The organism is Mucilaginibacter sp. 14171R-50, from assembly GCF_010093045.1.
Lineage (GTDB): Bacteria > Bacteroidota > Bacteroidia > Sphingobacteriales > Sphingobacteriaceae > Mucilaginibacter.
In genome coordinates this window covers 1074253-1094217 of sequence record NZ_CP048115.1, presented here as the reverse complement: position 1 = coordinate 1094217, position 19965 = coordinate 1074253, and the positions used below count along the sequence as shown (strand labels likewise).

Below are 19965 nucleotides of genomic sequence, written 5' to 3'. Positions count from 1 at the left end.
TTTATCTTGTTAGCTATATAAATAAACATTATGTAATTAAATACGTGTTTAAACATACAATATTTATTCCACAATTTAATTATGCGTATTTTTGCACGTTAAACTGACCATTAATGGCATATAAAGCAATTATAGCAGGCGCGAGCGGCCTTATTGGCAGTAATTTACTAAATATATTACTGGCGGCACCCCAGTATAGCGAAGTTTTAGTGCTGGTAAGGCGGCAACTGCCAATTCAGCATAAAAAGTTGACTCAATTGGTAATAAACTTTGACGAGTTAGAAAAGTATCACGCAGCAATAGCCGGCCACGCCGTGTTCTGTTGCCTGGGTACCACCAAAAGTCAAACTCCCGACGAAAGAAGATATCGGCAGATAGATCATGACTACCCCCTGCTGCTGGCTAAATTTGCACAGCAAAACCAGGTTGATCAGTTTCATGTGGTATCGGCTGTAGGGGCCGATAAAACGTCGGTGTTTTTTTACACAAAACTAAAAGGAGAGCTTGAAGACGACTTGAAGCGGGTGGGTTTAAATAGCCTTCATATTTACCAGCCTTCAATGTTAACAGGCCGCCGGGATAAAACCCGGCCGGCAGAAAAGCTGATAGGTGGCCTGTTTAAAATAATAGACCCGCTACTGCTTGGGCGATTAAAAAAATACCGCAGCGTCAACGGCGCTACGCTTGCCCATGCCATGTATAAAAAATCATTAGAAAACGCTGCGGGCATTTTTACATATACATCTGATAAAATAAATAAGATTTAGTGAGCACTTATATATCGGCCGAAAATTTAGGCCACTCTTTTCATGATAACTGGTTATTTAAAAACCTTACCATCGGTATAAACAGGGGCCGAAGGGTTGCGCTTGTGGGCATTAACGGTGCAGGCAAGTCTACCCTGTTAAAGATCCTCTCAGGTTCGTTAAAACCAACCGAGGGTAATGTTGCGCAAAGTAAAGACCTTAATGTTGGCTACCTGGAGCAGGACCCGCATTTTAAAGGTGCGGTAACCATAAGCGATTACATTTTTCACGCCGATAATATACAGCAACAGCTGATACGCCGGTACGAGGAGTTGTTAGAAAACGACCCCGAAAACATGAGGGAAATGGATAAGGTGATGGAAGCGATGAGCGAGATAGATGCCTGGGAATATGAATATAAAATTAAGACTATTTTAGGCCGGCTTGATATACATCACCTTAATCAGCACATTAGCACGCTTTCAGGCGGTCAGAAGAAACGTTTGGCTTTAGCTAAGCTATTAATTGAGGACCCGGAGATCTACATTTTAGATGAGCCTACCAATCACCTTGATATTGATACTATTGAGTGGCTGGAAAAACTATTGACAGAAGGCAGCAAGACCATTTTGATGGTTACGCACGACAGGTATTTCCTGGATAACGTTTGTAACGAGATACTGGAGATAGACCGTGGCAAGATCATCCCCTATGTAGGCAACTACGGCTATTTTTTGGAAAAGAAAGCCGAACGCGAAGCAGTGGACGAAGCTACGTTTCAAAAAAACGCCAATTTGTTACGCAAAGAGCTGGAGTGGATGCGCAGGCAGCCTAAAGCACGGGGCACCAAATCAAAATCAAGGATAGATGCTTTTTATGACCTGGAATCGAAGACGAAGAACAACGGACCTAAGCAAAATGTTGAACTGAGTGTAAAAACAGCGCGCCAGGGCAATAAGATAATGGAAATGCACCATATCAGTAAAGGCTTCAATGGCACCACTTATATAGAAGATTTTAGTTACGTATTTAAAAAGGGCGATCGCATAGGTTTAGCCGGTAAAAATGGAAGCGGCAAGTCGACCCTATTGAACCTGATCACTGGCGGTTTACCGCCGGATAGCGGGGAGATCGTAAAGGGAGAAACAACTGTTATCGGATATTTTAACCAGGCCGGTTTAAGTTTTAAAGAGGATGAACGCGTAATTGATATCGTAAAAAATGTAGCTGAATTTATTACGATGGCCGATGGCAAGCTAATATCAGCTTCGGCGTTGCTAACCTTGTTCCTGTTCCCTCCTGCCAAGCAGTACGGCATGGTTTCAAAATTAAGCGGTGGTGAAAAGAAACGGCTGCACTTGATGAGCATCCTGATCAAAAACCCAAATTTTCTGATACTGGATGAGCCAACTAATGATCTTGACATTGATACCTTAAATGTGCTGGAAGAGTTTTTGACAAATTTCCCTGGGATTTTGATCATGGTATCGCACGATAGGTATTTACTTGATAAGTTAACCGATCAGTTATTTATTATGGAAGGCCAGGGAAAGGTTTTAATTTATAACGGTAATTATACTTCGTACCGGTTAGAACTTGAGGAAACCAAGCAACAAAACAAGAAAACCAGTGCCCCCGCTGTGGTTGCATCACCCGAGCCGGCACAAAAAGTCAAGTTGAGTTTTAAAGAAGAAAAAGAATTTGAGGGACTTGAAAAAGAGATAGAAGACATTGAAGCGAAATTGAAAGAAACGGCCGATGCATTAAATATAATAAATATCGACCCGAAGGAGTTAAGCAAGCTTACCGACAAGATCGCTTATTTAAATAAACAACTAGATAGCAAAACTGCCCGGTGGATGGAATTGGGAGAATTAAAAGGAGCTTGATCATGAAAGAATCAGACATCATAGCATCAGTTGGCGTTATTATTTTATTGATCGCATTTCTGTTAAATATGTTTAAGAAAACGTCGGCACAAAGTCGTTTATATACCGGGATGAACTTTGTTGGTGCCGGCACGTGCTGTTTTGCGTCATTTCTGATCGATTTTTACCCGTTTGTAGTATTAGAGGGCATTTGGGGCTTATTTGCTTTATACTCGTTTATTAATGTTCCACGTGGAACATCTGAATAAGAAAATACATAATGTTCCACGTGGAACATGGAGGTTATATGTTTAAAAAATATAATGTAATAGTTGTTGGCGCCGGGCACGCTGGCTGTGAAGCGGCTGCTGCTGCTGCAAATTTAGGTTCGTCTGTTTTGCTCATCACCATGAATATGGGGACAATAGCACAGATGAGCTGCAACCCTGCTATGGGTGGCGTTGCCAAGGGGCAAATTGTTAGAGAAATAGATGCGTTAGGAGGTTATTCAGGAATTATTACCGACAAGACCTCGCTACAATTCAGGATGCTGAATTCGAGCAAAGGCCCGGCTATGTGGAGCCCCCGTGCACAAAGCGACCGCATGCGTTTTGCAGAAGAATGGCGGATAGCCTTAGAGAAAACCCCCAATGTCGATTTCTGGCAGGATACCGTTACCTCCCTATTAGTTAAAGGCAATACCGTAGTTGGTGTAAAAACATCAATAGGTATAGAAATTGAGGCCGATTCTGTAGTGCTAACAAATGGCACATTCTTAAACGGCGTTATTCACATAGGTGAAAAGAAGTTTGGCGGTGGCCGTACGGGTGAAAAAGCCGCAACGGGCTTGACCGAGCAACTACTAACACTGGGCTTTGAATCGGGCAGGATGAAGACCGGTACCCCACCCCGCGTGGATGGCCGAAGCCTTAACTACTCGTTGATGGAAGAGCAATGGGGCGATAAAGAACGCGGCCGCTTTTCATATACCGACGTACCATTAGCAACCAATCAGCGCTGCTGTTGGATTACCTATACAAACAGCCGCGTACACGAAACACTCAAAGAAGGATTTGAAAGATCGCCCATGTTCACCGGTCGCATTAAAGGTTTAGGCCCGCGCTACTGTCCGTCTATAGAAGACAAAATAAACCGTTTTGCAGAGCGCGACCGCCACCAGATATTTGTTGAGCCTGAAGGTTGGAACACTGTAGAAATATACGTCAATGGCTTTTCAACTTCGCTGCCCGAGGATGTACAGTATAAAGCGCTGACACAAATACCCGGCTTTGAGACTGCAAAAATGTTTAGGCCCGGCTATGCTATCGAGTATGATTTCTTCCCGCCTACCCAGTTAAGTTTAACCTTGGAGACTAAATTGATAAGCAACTTATATTTTGCCGGACAAATTAACGGCACTACAGGTTACGAGGAAGCTGCCTCACAGGGTTTTATTGCAGGCATTAATGCGCATCAAAAAATCAACGATAAACACGAATTAATACTAAAAAGGTCGGAGTCATATATAGGTGTACTTATAGATGACCTCGTAACCAAGGGAACAGAAGAACCCTATCGTATGTTCACTTCAAGAGCCGAGCACCGACTGCTGCTTCGCCAGGATAACGCTGATATCCGGCTTAGTCCACTGGGACACGACCTTGGTTTGATAAGCGACGAACGATTGGACAAGGTAAACCGAAAGGTCAAAAATTCTGACGAGATAGTTGCTTATACAAAAAACAAGAGTATTAACCCTGCCGAAGTTAACGGCTTGTTAGAAGAAAACGGCACCTCTCCTATTAATCAGAGCGCCAAATTATTCAACTTATTAACCCGGCCGCAAATTGGCTTTAATGAGTTAAAGCGGGTAGATGCCTCATTGCAAGATAAGTTATCGCTTTATGATAAAGAAACTATTGAGCAAGCTGAAATAAAAATCAAGTACGAGAGTTACTTTATAAAAGAAATGGAAATTGTGGACCGGATGAAAAAAATGGAAGACCGGGAAATAAATCCGGATTTTAATTATCAACAGCTTGTTTCGCTTTCAAAAGAAGCGCGTGAAAAGCTGATGAGGATAAAACCCCGAACTTTAGGGCAGGCGTCCCGCATTTCGGGCGTTTCGCCGTCTGATGTATCGGTTTTAATGGTCCATGTGTCCAGGTAACACATAATATATTGTAAATCAAATGGTTATAAAATATTGGCTACAAGGCATTTTTTCAGATTTTTAATATAACAATTCATCAAAACATAAAAATCGTTTATAGGGCATAAAAACAATGTTAAATCCAAAATCGGTTATTTTCAGCAAAAATTTCATTTTCATACTGGCGGTGTTAACGTTTGTGGGTTGTGCAAGTATTCAAAAACCTATGGGTGGCCCACGCGACCTGACCCCTCCGAAATTATTAAAGGCCACTCCCGAAAATATGACCCGTAATTTTACGGCCAAAAAAATCCGTTTGGATTTTGATGAATTTTTTAAACTGAGCAATCAGTACCAGGAGATAAGCATTAGCCCCGCTCAGGAGAAACCGGCCGAGTATAACGTTGACAGAAAAAGCCTCGTTATAGAATTTAAAGATTCCCTCCAAAAAAACACAACCTACGTTATCAACTTTGGTAAAGCTATACAGGATGTAAATGAGAGTAATGTGCTCACCAACTTTACTTACGTTTTTTCAACAGGCCCTCACATCGATTCGTTAAGCATGTCGGGAACGGTTATAAACAGCACAACCCAGGAAAAGGAAAAGGATGCGACAGTAATGATATTCCCGGTAAGTCAGGATTCGTTGATATTTGGCAAAAAGAAACCAAGCATTTTTACAACAACCGATTCGTCCGGTAACTTTTCTTTGAATAACCTGCACGACGGCGAGTACAAAATTTACGCGCTAAAAGAACAAAGCCCCAATAAAATATTTGATAACGATAAAGAACTGATCGGCTTTTCAAACAAAACCATAAACCTTAGTAAAGACAGCGCTAACATAAAGCTATCATTGTTCCAGCAGATACCCGAAAAATTCCGGCTCACGGAAAAGAAGTTTACGAATGATGGTATACTTTCGCTAATATTTAATAAGCGCTTAGACAATCCTTCACTAAAAATAATTTATCCGCCGGCGCTTGATAATCAAAAGATAGTTGATATCAGCAAAACTAAAGATACCGCGCTGGTTTTTATGCGTAATATGGAGTTTGACTCGTTACGTGTGGCCATATATGATAATAATAAACCTATAGATACAATTTACCAGCTGAAAGGGCTTAAGGAAAAATTTGCACGTAACCTCACTTTTAAATATAACATAAACCGTGATAACAAATTAAGGCCTAACGCAGACCTGCGTATCACGGCTAATTTGCCTGTAGAAACCTTCGATCAGGGCCTTATAGCCTTAACACAAGATTCGGTTAACATAACCAACTTTACAGTTCAAAAAGATACCGCAGATGCACGCAGCGTTCTGTTAAAGTACCGTTTCAGACCCGGCAGCAAATATCAGCTGCTTTTAAATGAATCGGCATTTACCGACATCTACGGAGACAAAAATAAACGTACAGGGGCGAACTTTGAAGGCGATAAGCCGGAAAATTATAGCCAGCTTACCCTTAAAATAACGGTACCTGATACGAGTAAGCGCTATGTGGTAGAGCTGCTGAACGAGCAAAAGACCGTAATGCGCAGCGACCCTGTACGCGGTAATACTTCTGTTGTATATAAAAACTTTTTGACCGGTAAATACCGGGTAAGGGTGATATATGATGCCAACAGGAACGGCCGCTGGGATAGTGGGAATGTACGGTTAAAGGCCCAGCCCGAAAACATTTGGTTGTACGAAAAGGAAATAATTTTACGCCCAAACTGGGAAGCGGAAGAGCCTGTAAGTATCCCGAGGGAGCAGGCTAATCCATAAACCAACCCGAGTACATGATATAGTTTTGAGGTAACTTGTTCAATAAAGCCTTTTGCTCATCAGTAAGAGGCTTTATTTTTTTAGCGGGCGTGCCCGCATACAGGTATCCCGATTCGCAGATGGTCCTCTCCAAAACTACAGATCCTGCCCCAACAACCACATAATCTTCTACCACGGCATCATCCATAACAATAGCGCCCATACCTATTAAAACATTATCCTTAAGCGTACAGCCGTGTACAATGGCGTTATGGCCAATAGATACGTTGTTACCGATGTTAGTTGGCGCTTTCAAATATGTAGCATGTATAACCGCTCCATCCTGGATATTCGTATTGTCTCCTATTCTGATATAATGCACATCACCCCTGATAACCGCGTTAAACCATACTGAGCAGTTATTACCCATTACTACATCACCAACAATGGTGGCGTTCTCGGCAATAAAACAGTGGGTACCCCACTGAGGCGATTGATCTTTTACAGGTAGTATAACTGGCATGTTTATTTGGGCTAAAAAGGTGAAAGGATAAAGCTAAAAGCTTTTGAAAACTTATCTCAAAAATTATTATGTTTGGGGCTATATAAGCGGAAATAGCTCAGCTGGTAGAGCATCAGTTTCCCAAACTGAAGGCCGCGGGTTCGAATCCCGTTTTCCGCTCTTAATTCTTACCGTGTAGGTGCTGATAGAGTTTAGTAATACAATCCTCTTTACCAACACAATATGTAATACCCAACATATTGTGTAAATAAAAATATTTTCCAGAATTCGTTCCTTTATAAATTTTTCCCTTTTTTCCATCGTTAAACAAAATTTCTGTTTCCGTGTGATTGCCCAAAACAAAATCAAATTTCACAATTGGTAATTGCTCAATAAAGGTAAAATTGTTTAAGTTGAAGGCTCTTTGGGTGATTTTATCATTATACTTCAATTCAAGATATGAATTGACTTGGTCAATAGATTTAAAAGATAATCCTATTTTAGTTTCATTGAATAAAAATACATATGTATTGGTATCATGGAGATTTAAAATAAGTATAGTGTCATCAAAGAAAGAATTTTTAAATAATAATGATTTTTGATCAGAATCAATTAATAATGTATCATTTCCCAAGTTATCCCATTTTGATTTACTAACTATACCTTTTTCAGAAATTATTAATTCTCCATCATTTCTAAAAATTAAAGTTGACTTCAAAGATGTGACATCATTAAACGCCACCCAATGATGATTTTTTAAAAGTACACCCTCATCCAATTTCCTACTAAATCGCTGAAGTTGAGGTACTATATCTGAAACGTAAAATTTCATTTCTAATTATTTATAATTTAAAAAACCGTATCCTCCAAAACTTCCTGATGCTCGGGGTAATCGGTTGTATAATGCAGCCCCCGGCTTTCGTGCCTGGCCATGGCCGATTTCACGACAAGGTAGCTCACCTGAATTAAGTTCCGTAACTCGCAAAGTTTTACAGAAAGCTTTGTTTTTTTATAAAAATCTTCAGTTTCTTCATATAATAACCGCAAACGGCGCATTGCCCTTTCCAAACGGAAATCAGAACGAACGATCCCCACATAGTCATTCATCAGCTTTTGCATCTCGCGGATATTGTGGGTAACCAAAATATCTTCGTTCAACAATTTTACGCCGTGTTCATCCCAGTCGGGTATATTGCCTGGTATCTCCAGTTCGTTAAAGCCGATGATAGCATCCTTATAAATACGATGAGCGAACACCAACGCTTCTAATAAGGAATTAGAAGCCAAACGGTTAGCCCCATGCAAACCTGTTGACGAGCATTCGCCGCAGGCATACAGGCGGTTAATAGACGAGCGCCCCTGGTGATTAACCATTATCCCCCCACACATATAGTGGCAGGCAGGCGCTACAGGTATCATGTCGCGGGTCATATCAATACCTATATCCAAACACTTAGCGTATATATTGGGGAAATGCGCTAAAATATCTTTCTTCTTTTTGTGGCGGACATCCAGGTAAACGAAATCCTCGCCCGATTTCTTTATCTCTGCATCAATAGCGCGTGCAACAATATCCCGCGGCGCCAATGATTTACGCGGATCATATTCCTGCATAAACTCCTCTCCATTGGTACGTCGTAATATACCGCCGAATCCGCGTACGGCTTCTGATATTAAAAAAGACGGGTACTCTCCGGGGTTATATAACGCAGTTGGATGAAACTGGATAAACTCCATATTACGCACTTTACCTTTAGCACGATATACCATAGCTACACCATCACCGGTGGCAATAACGGGGTTGGTAGTTACCGAATAAATATGCCCGGCACCGCCCGATGCCATAACCGTAATTTTTGATTCTATCTTTTCTACCTGGTTATCTTCGGTGTTAAAGGCATAAATACCATAACACTTTATATTATTTGATGATTTATCAACAAACTCCCCAAGGTGATGCTGTGTGATCAGGTCGACTGCGAAATAATGGGTTAGTATTTCAATATTTGGTTCGCGATGTATCTCTTCTAATAAAGAACGTTCTATCTCAAACCCGGTAATATCCTTGTAATGCAGTACCCTGAATTCGCTGTGCCCTCCTTCTTTTGCCAGGTCGTAAATACCTTCGTTGGTTTTATCAAAGTTTGTTCCGTAGTCAATTATTTCACGAATACGCTCCGGTCCTTCTTTAACCACAGCCTCTACAACTTCCTTATCACACAGCCCATCGCCGGCTATAAGCGTATCATTTATATGTTTTTCAAAAGAATCTTCTTTTTTATCAACAACCACAGCTACACCGCCCTGGGCATACTTAGTGTTACTTTCATCTTCGTTAGCTTTTGTAACTATCAGTACCTTACCATGCTTCGCAGCCTTTAGTGCAAAACTTAATCCGGCAATACCCGATCCTACAACAAGGAAATCAACAGTTCTGGTCATCTTTAATATATGTATTGTGTAAAATTAGCCTTTATGTTAATAAGGGGCGCAAAACATGTTAACTTTGTGTAAGTAATTTTCTAACAAATATTCAGATGGTTGATAACTCCTCTAACTGATGATTTTGACAGTTACTTTTGAGCAATTTGTAAGACGATTTTGAGGGATAACTAACATTTTATTGAGCAGCTAATTATTAACAAATAAGTATTTAAATTAAAACTTGTTTGTCATAGCAATCTTATAATCAATTAAATAAAAAATAAAATTGAATTGTAAAATGTTAGTAAACAGTGAAAAACAACATTTACCTTAAAACGTATCACAACTTTTAAACATAACTAACACCATAATAACAATAGTTTTATTTTATATATAAAAAGAAGTTATTATTAATTGATTTGTTGAATGGATATCTTCGAAGAAATAAAAGCGAAAGGTTTTGCTGACGAATATATTGATCCGTCGCTTGATCTGTTTGCCGAAATAGAAAGACTTAAAAAGGAAAAGAATGCTGTTATACTGGCCCATTATTACCAGGAAGGAGATATACAAGATGTTGCCGATTATATTGGCGATAGCCTGGGCCTATCTCAGCAGGCAGCAAAAACAGATGCCAGCATTATTGTGTTTGCCGGCGTGCACTTCATGGCCGAAACAGCAAAAATATTATCGCCCAACAAAAAAGTTCTTTTACCGGATCTGAAAGCCGGCTGCTCGTTGGCCGACAGCTGTCCACCGCATTTGTTTAAAAAATTTAAGGAGAATTATCCTGACCATTTGGTGATCACCTATGTAAATTGTACGGCAGAGTTGAAAGCTTTAAGCGATATTGTTTGCACATCGAGCAATGCGGTACAGATAGTAGAGAGCCTGCCGCCAGAGCAAAAGATAATATTTGGGCCGGACAGGAACTTAGGTGCATGGGTAGCAAAAAAAACCGGTCGGGAACTGGTACTTTGGAACGGTGCCTGTATGGTACACGAAATATTCAGCCGCGAAAAGATAACTAAGCTAAAGGAACGTTACCCCAACGCAAAAATACTGGCACACCCTGAATGCGAGGAAGTTATATTACAACTGGCCGATTACATAGGATCTACCACCGGTATTTTAAAATATGCTACACAAAGTAGCGAAAATGAGTTTATTGTAGCAACTGAGTCAGGTATATTACACCAGATGCAAAAGGATAACCCGGATAAAACATTTATTCCGGCGCCGCCCAATAATTCATGTGCCTGCAACGATTGCCCGCACATGAAGCGCAATACGCTTGAAAAACTGTACCTGTGTTTAAAAAATGAAACGCCCGAAATAGAAGTGCCTGCCCACATCATTGAAAAGGCGGTAAAACCTATTGAGCGCATGCTGGAGATATCGGCAAGATTGGGGTTGTAGGTTATTCCACTGCGTCATTGCGAGGTACGAAGCAATCTCTGAACTATACATACCATTATGCTTAAATGGAGATTGCTTGGTACCCCGCAATGACGATTTTATAAATAAAAGATAATCATGTTCGAGAACGAAGAAAAAACCAATATAGAAAGCTTAGGTGAGTTTGGATTGATAAATCACCTTACGAAAAATATAACGCTTACCCAAAAGAGCACTATAAAAGGTGTGGGCGATGATGCCGCGGTGCTTGATTTTCAAGGTAAGAAAACACTCATATCAACCGATATGCTTTTGGAGGGTATCCATTTCGATCTGGCCTATACGCCGCTTAAACATTTAGGTTATAAAGCCATACAGGTTAATCTGAGCGATATTTATGCCATGAATGGTACAGCCAGTCATGTAACGGTTTCTATTGGTATGAGTAGTAAGTTTCCTTTAGAGGCGATAGAAGAACTATACGAAGGTATTTACCTCGCCTGTGGAAATTATAATGTGGATATTGTGGGCGGCGACACTTCGGCATCTAAACAAGGTTTGGTCATTAGTGTTACCGCTATTGGTTATGCTGAAGAAAACGAGGTTGTTTACCGTAATACTGCCGAGGAAGGTGACCTGATATGTGTATCTGGCGATTTGGGTGGTGCTTACATTGGTTTACAATTGTTAGAGCGTGAGAAACTGGTATATATAGAAAATCCAAATATCCAGCCTGACCTGGAAGGAAAGGACTATATAGTAGAACGCCAGTTAAAACCCGAAGCGCGTAAAGACATCATTGATCTGCTGAAAGAATTGAAGGTTAAACCTACATCTATGATAGATGTATCCGACGGTTTGGCATCAGAGATATTGCATATTTGCAAACAGAGTAATAAGGGTTGTAAACTTTACGAAGAAAAGATCCCTATCGACCCGATGACCTATGAAACCGCCCGGGAATTTGGGCTTGACCCAACCGTATGTGCGCTAAGCGGAGGGGAAGATTACGAGTTACTTTTCACGGTAAAACAAGCCGATTATGATAAAATAAAGCATAAAATGGACTTCTCTATTATCGGCTACATAACCGAGCCAAATGAAGGGTGCAGTTTGATAACAAAATCCGGCAACCTGCATGAGTTGAAGGCCCAGGGTTGGAATGCGTTTAACGCGCCTGCCCCCTGAAGCAGGGAATTTTTATTTTAAACAACCTTTATTCCATACTTAGTTAGCAAGCCCTCTAAGCCCGATGTTGAAAACATTGCTTTTTTAAGCACATTCAATTCCGGGTCGAGGATGAAATTGTAGGCAGTAGTAAAATTCACGGCCGAAAGGTCGGTGCGATTAAATACGGCGTCCAGAAGGTCGCTTTCATCAAATACTGACCCGCTTAAATTAGTCTCGGTAAAGCTTACCTCTTTTAACGATGACTTTTTGAAACGTGTTTTCACCATCTTTTTACCTGCAAAGGAAGCATAATCCAGTATGCACGCGTCGAAGTTTACACTAAATAAAAAATCTTGGCAAAGGCTGAAATTTACAGCCAAAATTTTGCAGCCTTTAAAAAAAACATCATTAAGGGTGGATGCATCAAACTTGATCATCGACAGATTGCACTCTTCAAATACACAATCAAGAAATTTATTATGAGCGAAGTTGCTGTTGCTGAAATCGCAATTGCGAAACGTACAGCTTTGAAACTCTTTGCGGTTTATAAAGGCGTCGTTTAAGATAGTTTTATCAAAGGTTATATCGTCGTAATGTAGCTGGTCGAACATGGATATAAAGTTACTACGTTTAATAAATTAACGCCAGCCCAATTTTTATTATATATGTTTATACCAAATAAAAACTTGAAAAATAATATATGAAGCCTGCACTGAAAACCAAAAGCAAAATAGTGCTTACGCTGCTGGTTATATTGTTGCTGGTATCGTTACTTACCGTGTTTGGGGCACCTGCCTATTATTTGTGGTTACTTGCCGTATTGGTAACCGGGTTTCCGTTACTTTTCATAGGCGTTACATGCATTTTATTAGTCAGCCTGTTCTGGATAAAAAAATACCGTGTTATTTCAGCAATTATAGGTGTATTGGCCTTAATATTTTTTTGCTCGCCGGTTATGCGTGCTTACTTGGTTTCTAAGGTTATAAAAACGGAGTTTAACGCTGCTTTTGGGTTAGGCAGTACCCATTTAACTGGGGATAAGAGCCAGCCGGCATTCAGCTTTTCCGGGCTATTTACAACGTACGGCATAAAACCGGGTGATTACAAGACATTTGCTTACGGCGGCGGGTCTACCCAAACACTTGATTTTTACCCTTCCCGCGTTGCAGGTAAAAGGCCCTGTATTATTATAGTACATGGCGGATCGTGGAGCAGCGGCGATAGTAAGCAACTGCCCGAATTAAACAGTTTACTTGCACATGCGGGTTACAATGTAGCCTCAATCAATTATCGCCTGGCGCCAAAATTTCAGGCGCCCTTAGCTATTACTGATGTTGAACAGGCGTTTATTTACCTGCGTAAAAATGCCGGCACGCTGAGCATAGATACCAATAACTTTGTGTTATTGGGCCGCTCGGCGGGAGCACAAATAGCACTGCTATCGGCATATAAGTACCCTCAAAACGGATTAAAAGGTGTGATAGATTTTTATGGCCCGGCCGATATGGTTTGGGGGTACTCGGCGCCGGCCAGTAAACTGATCATGGATTCGCGCGCGGTTATGGAGCGCTACCTGGGGGGCACTTATAAGACCGTTCCGGATAAATATTTTGCCAACTCGCCTATCGAGTTCGTAAACAGGCAATCTGTGCCTACCTTAATTATTCATGGAGATAACGATGTACTGGTATCGCCCGTTCATAGCCAAAAACTCAATAAAAAATTAAGGGATAATGGTATTAAACATTATTATCTTAACCTGCCCTGGGCAACACATGGCTTTGATTATAATATCAACGGCCCGGGCGGGCAACTGTCAACCTACCTGGTTGAGCGGTTTATAAGCACTGTTTGTAAGTAACTTTATAATCCCGAATAATAATCATACCCCTGTTCGGCCCAGTAATCGGGCGGTCGCTGGTTGCTGAAGCTGATGCTGCCAATCCGTTTCAGGTTTTTTATTCCATATTTTACAGGGATGATCAACCGCAATGGCTGCCCGTGTTTAGGTGGCAGCGGCCGGGCGTTTACCTCGTAAGCCAGAAGGGTTTGGGGGTGCATGGCGCTGGGCATGTCAAGGCCAACATAGTATTTTTTATCGGGCGTAGCTAAGCCAACATAGGCCAGTTGGGTTTGATCTTCAAGATTAAAATGTTTAATAAAGTCTGTGAACTTCACCCCGCCCCAGTACGATATCTGATCCCAGCCCTCTACACATTTAAAATCAAAAACTATCTCGGTCTTGGGTAACGATTTCAGATCATCCAACGTGATATGTAGTATTTCACCGGATTGTTTTTTTACAACCAGTTTCCAGTTCTGCAGGTCGGGCTGCCCGGCCGACCCTATATCGCTATTATGGCGCACCACTTTTGCCGCCATATGTTTAGGGTAGGTTTTAACCAGGTTATTATTGCTGAAAAAGTTTCTGAAGAAAAGCTCGGTTTTGTTAAGCGCTCTGCGCAGCGGGGCCTTTGCTCCGGCGGTTACCGTGCGCATTTCTTTAGGCGAATTTTTTAGCCAGGCCCAACCCCCGTATGCAGCTCCGGATAGCAGGGCAAATGTACCGAACGAAACAAAGGTTCGGCGGTTTATTTTCTGCTCGATGGTGAGCGGCTTTTTGGGTTTCTTATTTTTCATCGGCCGCGGGTGTGTTTATATGCTTCGGTTTTTGGTTAATCACTTCGAAGCCGGTGATCACTGATTGAAAGTTTCCCCAACCGGCAAGTATTACCTGTATAATGTGTACTAAAAAGAACAACACATAGCCAATGGTTAAAACAAAATGTTCAATGCGCGCGGCATGGTAACCGCCGCAAAGCCAGGTAAGCGTATTAAATTGCACGGGCTTATAAATTGCCAGCCCGGTTATTAGCGAGCCAAAGCCCATTATAATAATAGCAGTGTACGAAATGCGCTGCGCGGCATTGTACTTATTTTGCGGCGGCGCAATCTTACGGATATGCAGATCGTGCAGTATCACCTGCCAGGCTTCTTTAAACGAATTGCGTTTGGGCACCAGCTGGCGCCATTCGCCCGAAGAGAGCGTGTACAATACATATAATGCGCCGTTGATGGTAAAGAACCACATAAATAAAAAGTGGAAAGCCATACCCTCGGCCAGGCGACGTGGTATATTAAAAGTAGTGTAAAACCAGTTTGGGAAAAACTTGATATAGGTATGTCCAAAAAGCGTAATGGAGTAAGTGTCGCTGGCCCAGTAAATAAGCATTCCGCTCCATATCATAACGGTAAGTATGGGGAAGTTTACCCAGTGGCACCACCGCATGGCTAATGAGTGTTTCTCTTTTATCGCTTTCATTATCATCAATTATTTGCCATAGCGGTGCCCGGGAACGGCGCGCGGGTAGCGGCTGTTATTTCTCCCGTCTTAGCGTTTTGTGTAAAAACTATCAGTTCATATCCACCGGGCACAAAATTAGCCGGAAGCTCCATCACTATTGTGCCCTCGGGTTTTTTACCTAACCGGATGCTCTTAAAATTATTTACTATTTGCACGTGCGATAAAACACGCCCGCCGTTTTCGCCGCTTTTTACAGTAGTTTGCACTTGATTTTGAACAAGCGCCACTTGCAGCAAGCCATCATCAATTACTCCTGCTGTTTTGTATCGCAGGGTGGCGCTATAACCATTAACAGATACGCCGCTTAAAGTTACGTGGGTTTTTGCATCTGTTAAAAGACCGGCCTGTATAGCATTTCGCAACGAGCCTTGCGCCGATCCCACAAATTCGATTTTTCCGTTAACAACGGCTTGGGGGGTGTACACGCCGCGTAAGTTCAGCCATTTTGCATAAGCGCTTTGTCTCCGGCTGTATTCAGCCTTGCTGAACACGTCTTTCCAGCCCAAACGATTCCAATAATCAACATGGTAAGCTAAAAGGTAAACCGGTTTACCGGCGCTCTCCTTACGTATCTTAGCAAGCAATTCGTCGGCCGGTGGGCAGCTTGAGCAACCTTCAGAGGTGAATAGCTCGACTACCGCAAACCCCTGGCTGTTGCTGATGATATCCGGTTTATCCGTATTCTTATTTACGAAAGCCAATACAAGCACTGCAATGGCAAGGCATAAGATAACCGCATATATTTTGGTGGGTTTCATGGAATGTTTGTTTGCGTAGTCGGTTGCCGGTCTTAATCCTTACAATAAATATTTAAATTTAAATGGGATTTAATAAATATACGTAAATGTTACGGTTAGGTGATTAACCGGAATAAAGACATAGATGAAATAAGTTGTAAGGATGCTGAGATTTTCACGACTAACACGCGTTAACTATGGATAATATAGAACTAATTGCCGAAGCCGCGCCGCTTAAGCCCCGGGAGTGGGTTAGCGCCCATGCTGATTATTTATACGCCTATACTATTACGCGCGTGAACAACGAAGAACAAGCCCGTGACCTGGTGCAGGAAACCTTTTTAGCCGCGCTGGAAGGCATACACAAATTTGAAGGAAAAAGCTCGGAGCGGACCTGGCTTACTGCCATATTGCGAAACAAGATCATCGACACCTATCGCAAAAAAACAAAGGGGCTTAAAACCCTTAGTATAAATGATACAGGCGCCGGCGAAACCGAATTTTTTTGGGACCAGGAAGGACACTGGCACCAGGAGCACTGGCCGGCACCATTTGGCATAGATAATACGGACCCGATGCTTACCAAAGAATTTAACCACATACTGCAAAAATGCATGCACAAGTTGCCGTCGCTTTGGCTATCTGTGTTTACCATGAAACATATGGATGACCAAACAACGGATGTAATCTGTGCCGAATTGAAAATAAGCGCGTCTAATTTTTGGGTGATCATCCACCGCGCTAAATTAAACCTGAGGGCTTGTCTTCAAAAAAACTGGGTATAAAAATGAATAAGCTGACAAAAATACTTTACAACTGCCGCAAAGCTACTTTCATGATCGAAAAAAGGATGGAACAGCCGCTTAGCCTTCAGGAAAATTTTGAACTGCGCCTGCACTTAATTACCTGCGGCGTGTGCCGGCTATATATCAAGCAAAGCCGGAAGATAGATATAATGGTTAAGCAATTACTCAAAGGCCCGCCGCCGGCAAATATTCGCCTGGATGATAATTTTAAAAGAGAATTGAAACTGCGGATAGACAATGAACTGAATAAAAGTTAACCCCGCTTGTAAGGTTTAGTAATTACCTGCGACAAAGCCGGCAAATTAAAAAACCATAACAATGAAAACGTACAACAGACCAATTTTAAAAGGCACCGTATTAGCGGCTGCCATCGCCTTATGTTTTAGCCTTAATCTTCACGCAGGCACCATCAATCATTCTTTACCATCACTTACCGCCGTTAGCAATACCGGCAAAATGCAAAAGATGGATAAAATGAAAAAGAAGGATATGAAGAAGAAAAAACCGGCCAAAATGGAAAAATCCAAAATGGAACCATCTAAAATGGATGGAGATAAAATGGGCAGTAAAATGTAATTACCTGTACAGGTAAGTTTTTTGAGTTAAAGACGGGGTTGTGAATGGCCCCATCTTTTTTCAACCTATCAATTTAAAAATAATGAAGAAATATATTTTAGCAGCCCTGGGGCTTATGTTCTCGGTGCATATAATGGCTCAAACCGGGTTAAAAACCGGCGATACAGCCCCCAACTTTTCAGCAAAAGATAATTCGGGTAAAACGGTTGATCTGAAAGAGCTGCTTAAGTCGCACAAGTCGGTGGTGTTGTTTTTTTACAGGGGGCAATGGTGCCCGTATTGCAACAGGCAAATGCAGCATATCCAGGATTCATTGCAACTATTAACCAATAAAAAAGCTTATGTAATTGGCGTAACGCCCGAAACATCCGAGAATATCACCAAAACCGTGGCAAAAACAAAGGCGGCGTATTCTATTGTGCAGGATAAAGGCTACAGCATTATGAAAAGCTATGGAGTAAACTATGTGATGGACGAAGCTACCGTTACTAAATATAAAGGCTACGGTTTAGATATGACCAAGGCCAACGGTAATTCTGACAACGTTTTGCCGGTACCGGCTACGTATGTGATTAACAGCGCGGGCAAAATAGCTTTCGTTCACTTTGATAAGGACTATAGCAAGCGCGCAAGCGTAAAAGATATTTTAGCTGTGCTTTAGTTTTAACTGTATTTATAATTGCCCGGGATAGTTAATATCAGCCGGGCAATTTATTATCTTACTTTAACACCTCTCCAATAGCCGTACCTATGTTTCCGTCGGGTGCCTGTATATGTAATAGCTGGGCAACGGTCGGCGCAATATCTGTCATGTGCGTTTCGCGGGTGAGGCTGCCATGTTTAATTCCCCACCCCATAAATACTAATGGAATATGCGCATCATACGGGTTCCAGGAACCGTGGGTTGTACCTGTTTGGCCGCCGCTGAACCATCCGGGTTTCAAAATGATCTGGATAGATCCGCTACGCTCGGAATTATACCCGTTTTGGATGCGTGTTCTAAGTTCATCGGGGATGGTAGCGGTCTGTACGCGCTCCATATCTATGGCGTAAGCAATTTGTGGTTCCTGCTGCAAAAATTGAATACAGTCGAACTTTAGAGCATCCGTATTTAGTTTTTCTTTCTTTACAATTGTATTGTTAAAATTCACCTGGTAATTACCCAGGTTTAGTATTACGCCTCTAACTTTATATTTATCCTCCAACATTTTGTTTAAGCGTGTTTGCAGGTCCCTGCCATTCCAAGCTCCTGCCGGGATATTATGGTCCGTTAAAAAATTAGGGTTATGAGCAGCGCCATGGTCAGCACTCAAAAAAACAGTATAATTTCCTTTACCCAATTTGCCATCTAAATAAGTAAAAAAAGCGGCCAGGTCTTTATCCAGGCGCAGATAGGTATCTTCAACTTCCACGGAGTTTGGGCCAAATTGGTGCCCTACGTAATCTGTTGACGAAAGACTTACCGCCAGGAAGTCGGTAACCGCGCCTGCGCCTAGCTTTTCATTTTCGATAGCGGCTTTGGCCATATCGAGTGTCATGCTATTGCCGTAAGGTGTAGAGCGGATCATCCCGGCCTTACCCTTGTACAGTTCTGATGTTTTTATAGGAAATACAGGGGCCGCAGCGCCTGAAAATTTACCCTCATATTTTGGGCTGTTATCGGGCGCGCTTTGCACATAGGTATCTATCGGATAAAGGGTGTTCCAATCCTGTTTTAAATATCTTTCAGCCGGCTTGCCGGCGTTAAAAGTTTTTACCCAGGCAGGCAGGTCGGTCATATAATAAGTGCTGCTTATCCATGCCCCGTTAGCATCGTCAAACCAATAAGCCGCATTTGCCGCGTGGCCTGCCGGCAAAATACCACCACGGTCTTTTAGTGCTATGCCGATAACTTTTGAACGGAAGTTAGTAGCTAACCTTAGTTCATCAGTAACGGTGCTTACCAACAAATTGCGTGGCGACATCATGCCCGCCTTTGAATCGCTGCCGACTGATCGTGCCGTACTATCGTCTGTACAGTACATTGATTTGCCGGTGGCCTGTACAATAAAATCATTACCGGCTATGCCGTGTATAGCCGGGACCGAACCTGTGTAAATAGAGCTATGCCCAATGGCAGTAACTGTTGGTATATAAGGTATCAGCGTGTTTTCGCAAGTAAAACCTTCGTTGAGCATGCGTTTAAACCCACCGGCCTGGTACCTGTCGTAAAAACGGTAAAGGTAATCCCATCGCATTTGGTCAACCACAATACCCACCATCAGCTTAGGGCGGGGCAGCATACTATTTGTAATTACCGGCGATTTTGCGGCATTGGTATGATTTTTTTTGTTTTGCCCCCACACACCAAAAACGGCGGCGGATAACGTTAAGGTAAGCAGTATTTTTATCTTCATAACAGATGAGGTTAATGGGCAAATATCACCATTGCAGTATTTAAACCATGTGATATTTATGTTACTTAAT

At 41.9% G+C, this 19965-nt stretch carries 20 protein-coding genes and 1 tRNA gene; 13 read left to right on the top strand and 8 right to left on the bottom strand.

Annotated elements, in window-relative coordinates:
- Positions 1-113 precede the first annotated feature (113 nt).
- The 5 genes from GWR56_RS04955 to GWR56_RS04935 all read left to right on the top strand — a co-directional run bounded on the left by GWR56_RS04955 (position 114) and on the right by GWR56_RS04935 (position 6543).
- Complete coding sequence (locus GWR56_RS04955) at positions 114-767, top strand: NAD(P)H-binding protein (RefSeq protein ID WP_162430049.1); 654 nt, start codon at positions 114-116, stop codon at positions 765-767.
- Positions 767-2635, top strand: a complete 1869-nt coding sequence (locus GWR56_RS04950; RefSeq protein ID WP_162430048.1) for an ABC-F family ATP-binding cassette domain-containing protein — start codon at positions 767-769, stop codon at positions 2633-2635. The genes GWR56_RS04955 and GWR56_RS04950 overlap by 1 nt, the downstream gene beginning before the upstream one ends.
- Before the next feature lie 2 nt (positions 2636-2637).
- Positions 2638-2883: a hypothetical protein gene (locus tag GWR56_RS04945; RefSeq protein ID WP_202925374.1), complete on the top strand. Its 246-nt coding sequence runs from the start codon at positions 2638-2640 to the stop codon at positions 2881-2883.
- 38 nt (positions 2884-2921) lie between these two features.
- Complete coding sequence (gene mnmG, locus GWR56_RS04940; RefSeq protein ID WP_162433106.1) at positions 2922-4784, top strand: tRNA uridine-5-carboxymethylaminomethyl(34) synthesis enzyme MnmG; 1863 nt, start codon at positions 2922-2924, stop codon at positions 4782-4784.
- 115 nt (positions 4785-4899) lie between these two features.
- Positions 4900-6543 carry an Ig-like domain-containing domain gene (locus GWR56_RS04935; protein ID WP_162430047.1) on the top strand — a complete coding sequence of 548 codons (1644 nt, stop codon included), beginning with the start codon at positions 4900-4902 and terminating at the stop codon, positions 6541-6543.
- Here the strand turns inward: GWR56_RS04935 and GWR56_RS04930 are convergent.
- Complete coding sequence (locus tag GWR56_RS04930; protein ID WP_162430046.1) at positions 6533-7045, bottom strand: gamma carbonic anhydrase family protein; 513 nt, start codon at positions 7043-7045, stop codon at positions 6533-6535. The genes GWR56_RS04935 and GWR56_RS04930 overlap by 11 nt on opposite strands.
- A gap of 86 nt (positions 7046-7131) precedes the next feature.
- Between GWR56_RS04930 and GWR56_RS04925 the strand changes: the two genes are divergently transcribed.
- Positions 7132-7204, top strand: a tRNA-Gly gene (locus tag GWR56_RS04925).
- Position 7205: 1 nt separating this feature from the next.
- On the opposite strand, the gene GWR56_RS04920 is transcribed toward GWR56_RS04925, so the two are convergent.
- Together GWR56_RS04920 and nadB are read right to left on the bottom strand one after the other, a co-directional pair.
- Positions 7206-7856, bottom strand: a complete 651-nt coding sequence (locus GWR56_RS04920; protein ID WP_162430045.1) for a hypothetical protein — start codon at positions 7854-7856, stop codon at positions 7206-7208.
- Positions 7857-7873: 17 nt separating this feature from the next.
- Positions 7874-9466 carry an L-aspartate oxidase gene (nadB, locus tag GWR56_RS04915; RefSeq protein WP_162430044.1) on the bottom strand — a complete coding sequence of 531 codons (1593 nt, stop codon included), beginning with the start codon at positions 9464-9466 and terminating at the stop codon, positions 7874-7876.
- A gap of 408 nt (positions 9467-9874) precedes the next feature.
- Between nadB and nadA the strand changes: the two genes are divergently transcribed.
- Together nadA and thiL are read left to right on the top strand one after the other, a co-directional pair.
- The gene (gene nadA, locus GWR56_RS04910; RefSeq protein ID WP_162430043.1) at positions 9875-10867 is read left to right on the top strand and encodes a quinolinate synthase NadA; all 993 of its coding nucleotides are present in this window, start codon (positions 9875-9877) and stop codon (positions 10865-10867) included.
- A 117-nt stretch (positions 10868-10984) separates the two neighbouring features.
- Positions 10985-12034: a thiamine-phosphate kinase gene (gene thiL / locus GWR56_RS04905; protein WP_162430042.1), complete on the top strand. Its 1050-nt coding sequence runs from the start codon at positions 10985-10987 to the stop codon at positions 12032-12034.
- A gap of 17 nt (positions 12035-12051) precedes the next feature.
- On the opposite strand, the gene GWR56_RS04900 is transcribed toward thiL, so the two are convergent.
- The gene (locus tag GWR56_RS04900) at positions 12052-12627 is read right to left on the bottom strand and encodes a pentapeptide repeat-containing protein (RefSeq protein WP_162430041.1); all 576 of its coding nucleotides are present in this window, start codon (positions 12625-12627) and stop codon (positions 12052-12054) included.
- 89 nt (positions 12628-12716) lie between these two features.
- Between GWR56_RS04900 and GWR56_RS04895 the strand changes: the two genes are divergently transcribed.
- A complete protein-coding gene (locus GWR56_RS04895) occupies positions 12717-13877 on the top strand; it encodes an alpha/beta hydrolase (RefSeq protein WP_162430040.1) in 1161 nt (386 codons plus the stop codon).
- Positions 13878-13879: 2 nt separating this feature from the next.
- Here GWR56_RS04895 and GWR56_RS04890 read toward each other — a convergent pair whose 3' ends face one another.
- The 3 genes from GWR56_RS04890 to GWR56_RS04880 are packed head-to-tail and all read right to left on the bottom strand — an operon-like array spanning position 13880 to position 16138.
- A complete protein-coding gene (locus tag GWR56_RS04890; RefSeq protein WP_162430039.1) occupies positions 13880-14656 on the bottom strand; it encodes a molybdopterin-dependent oxidoreductase in 777 nt (258 codons plus the stop codon).
- A complete protein-coding gene (locus tag GWR56_RS04885) occupies positions 14646-15338 on the bottom strand; it encodes a cytochrome b/b6 domain-containing protein (protein WP_238395305.1) in 693 nt (230 codons plus the stop codon). Before GWR56_RS04885 ends, GWR56_RS04890 begins: the two co-directional genes overlap by 11 nt.
- A 5-nt stretch (positions 15339-15343) precedes the next feature.
- Positions 15344-16138, bottom strand: a complete 795-nt coding sequence (locus tag GWR56_RS04880) for a thioredoxin family protein (protein WP_162430038.1) — start codon at positions 16136-16138, stop codon at positions 15344-15346.
- Positions 16139-16314: 176 nt separating this feature from the next.
- Between GWR56_RS04880 and GWR56_RS04875 the strand changes: the two genes are divergently transcribed.
- The 4 genes from GWR56_RS04875 to GWR56_RS04860 all read left to right on the top strand — a co-directional run bounded on the left by GWR56_RS04875 (position 16315) and on the right by GWR56_RS04860 (position 18160).
- Positions 16315-16902 (top strand): sigma-70 family RNA polymerase sigma factor, encoded by a 588-nt coding sequence (locus GWR56_RS04875; RefSeq protein WP_162430037.1) that lies wholly within the window; start codon positions 16315-16317, stop codon positions 16900-16902.
- Between the two features lie 2 nt (positions 16903-16904).
- Positions 16905-17180: a hypothetical protein gene (locus GWR56_RS04870; RefSeq protein ID WP_162430036.1), complete on the top strand. Its 276-nt coding sequence runs from the start codon at positions 16905-16907 to the stop codon at positions 17178-17180.
- A gap of 61 nt (positions 17181-17241) precedes the next feature.
- The gene (locus GWR56_RS04865) at positions 17242-17499 is read left to right on the top strand and encodes a hypothetical protein (RefSeq protein ID WP_162430035.1); all 258 of its coding nucleotides are present in this window, start codon (positions 17242-17244) and stop codon (positions 17497-17499) included.
- Between the two features lie 82 nt (positions 17500-17581).
- A complete protein-coding gene (locus GWR56_RS04860) occupies positions 17582-18160 on the top strand; it encodes a peroxiredoxin family protein (RefSeq protein WP_162430034.1) in 579 nt (192 codons plus the stop codon).
- A 58-nt stretch (positions 18161-18218) separates the two neighbouring features.
- Here GWR56_RS04860 and pafA read toward each other — a convergent pair whose 3' ends face one another.
- Positions 18219-19895, bottom strand: coding sequence for an alkaline phosphatase PafA (gene pafA, locus GWR56_RS04855; RefSeq protein ID WP_162430033.1), 1677 nt, complete (start codon positions 19893-19895; stop codon positions 18219-18221).
- Positions 19896-19965: the final 70 nt, after the last annotated feature.

What these genes read in the sequence shown, in the direction of transcription:
- GWR56_RS04890 (WP_162430039.1), bottom strand. Translation starts at nt 14,656, where the DNA reads ATGAAAAATAAGAAACCCAAAAAGCCGCTCACCATCGAGCAGAAAATA.
- GWR56_RS04945 (WP_202925374.1), top strand. Translation starts at nt 2,638, where the DNA reads ATGAAAGAATCAGACATCATAGCATCAGTTGGCGTTATTATTTTATTG.
- GWR56_RS04885 (WP_238395305.1), bottom strand. Translation starts at nt 15,338, where the DNA reads ATGAAAGCGATAAAAGAGAAACACTCATTAGCCATGCGGTGGTGCCAC.
- GWR56_RS04865 (WP_162430035.1), top strand. Translation starts at nt 17,242, where the DNA reads ATGAAAACGTACAACAGACCAATTTTAAAAGGCACCGTATTAGCGGCT.
- GWR56_RS04955 (WP_162430049.1), top strand. Translation starts at nt 114, where the DNA reads ATGGCATATAAAGCAATTATAGCAGGCGCGAGCGGCCTTATTGGCAGT.
- nadB (WP_162430044.1), bottom strand. Translation starts at nt 9,466, where the DNA reads ATGACCAGAACTGTTGATTTCCTTGTTGTAGGATCGGGTATTGCCGGA.
- GWR56_RS04935 (WP_162430047.1), top strand. Translation starts at nt 4,900, where the DNA reads ATGTTAAATCCAAAATCGGTTATTTTCAGCAAAAATTTCATTTTCATA.
- pafA (WP_162430033.1), bottom strand. Translation starts at nt 19,895, where the DNA reads ATGAAGATAAAAATACTGCTTACCTTAACGTTATCCGCCGCCGTTTTT.
- GWR56_RS04860 (WP_162430034.1), top strand. Translation starts at nt 17,582, where the DNA reads ATGAAGAAATATATTTTAGCAGCCCTGGGGCTTATGTTCTCGGTGCAT.
- GWR56_RS04930 (WP_162430046.1), bottom strand. Translation starts at nt 7,045, where the DNA reads ATGCCAGTTATACTACCTGTAAAAGATCAATCGCCTCAGTGGGGTACC.
- GWR56_RS04920 (WP_162430045.1), bottom strand. Translation starts at nt 7,856, where the DNA reads ATGAAATTTTACGTTTCAGATATAGTACCTCAACTTCAGCGATTTAGT.
- GWR56_RS04880 (WP_162430038.1), bottom strand. Translation starts at nt 16,138, where the DNA reads ATGAAACCCACCAAAATATATGCGGTTATCTTATGCCTTGCCATTGCA.
- GWR56_RS04870 (WP_162430036.1), top strand. Translation starts at nt 16,905, where the DNA reads ATGAATAAGCTGACAAAAATACTTTACAACTGCCGCAAAGCTACTTTC.
- mnmG (WP_162433106.1), top strand. Translation starts at nt 2,922, where the DNA reads ATGTTTAAAAAATATAATGTAATAGTTGTTGGCGCCGGGCACGCTGGC.
- GWR56_RS04895 (WP_162430040.1), top strand. Translation starts at nt 12,717, where the DNA reads ATGAAGCCTGCACTGAAAACCAAAAGCAAAATAGTGCTTACGCTGCTG.
- nadA (WP_162430043.1), top strand. Translation starts at nt 9,875, where the DNA reads ATGGATATCTTCGAAGAAATAAAAGCGAAAGGTTTTGCTGACGAATAT.
- thiL (WP_162430042.1), top strand. Translation starts at nt 10,985, where the DNA reads ATGTTCGAGAACGAAGAAAAAACCAATATAGAAAGCTTAGGTGAGTTT.
- GWR56_RS04875 (WP_162430037.1), top strand. Translation starts at nt 16,315, where the DNA reads ATGGATAATATAGAACTAATTGCCGAAGCCGCGCCGCTTAAGCCCCGG.
- GWR56_RS04900 (WP_162430041.1), bottom strand. Translation starts at nt 12,627, where the DNA reads ATGTTCGACCAGCTACATTACGACGATATAACCTTTGATAAAACTATC.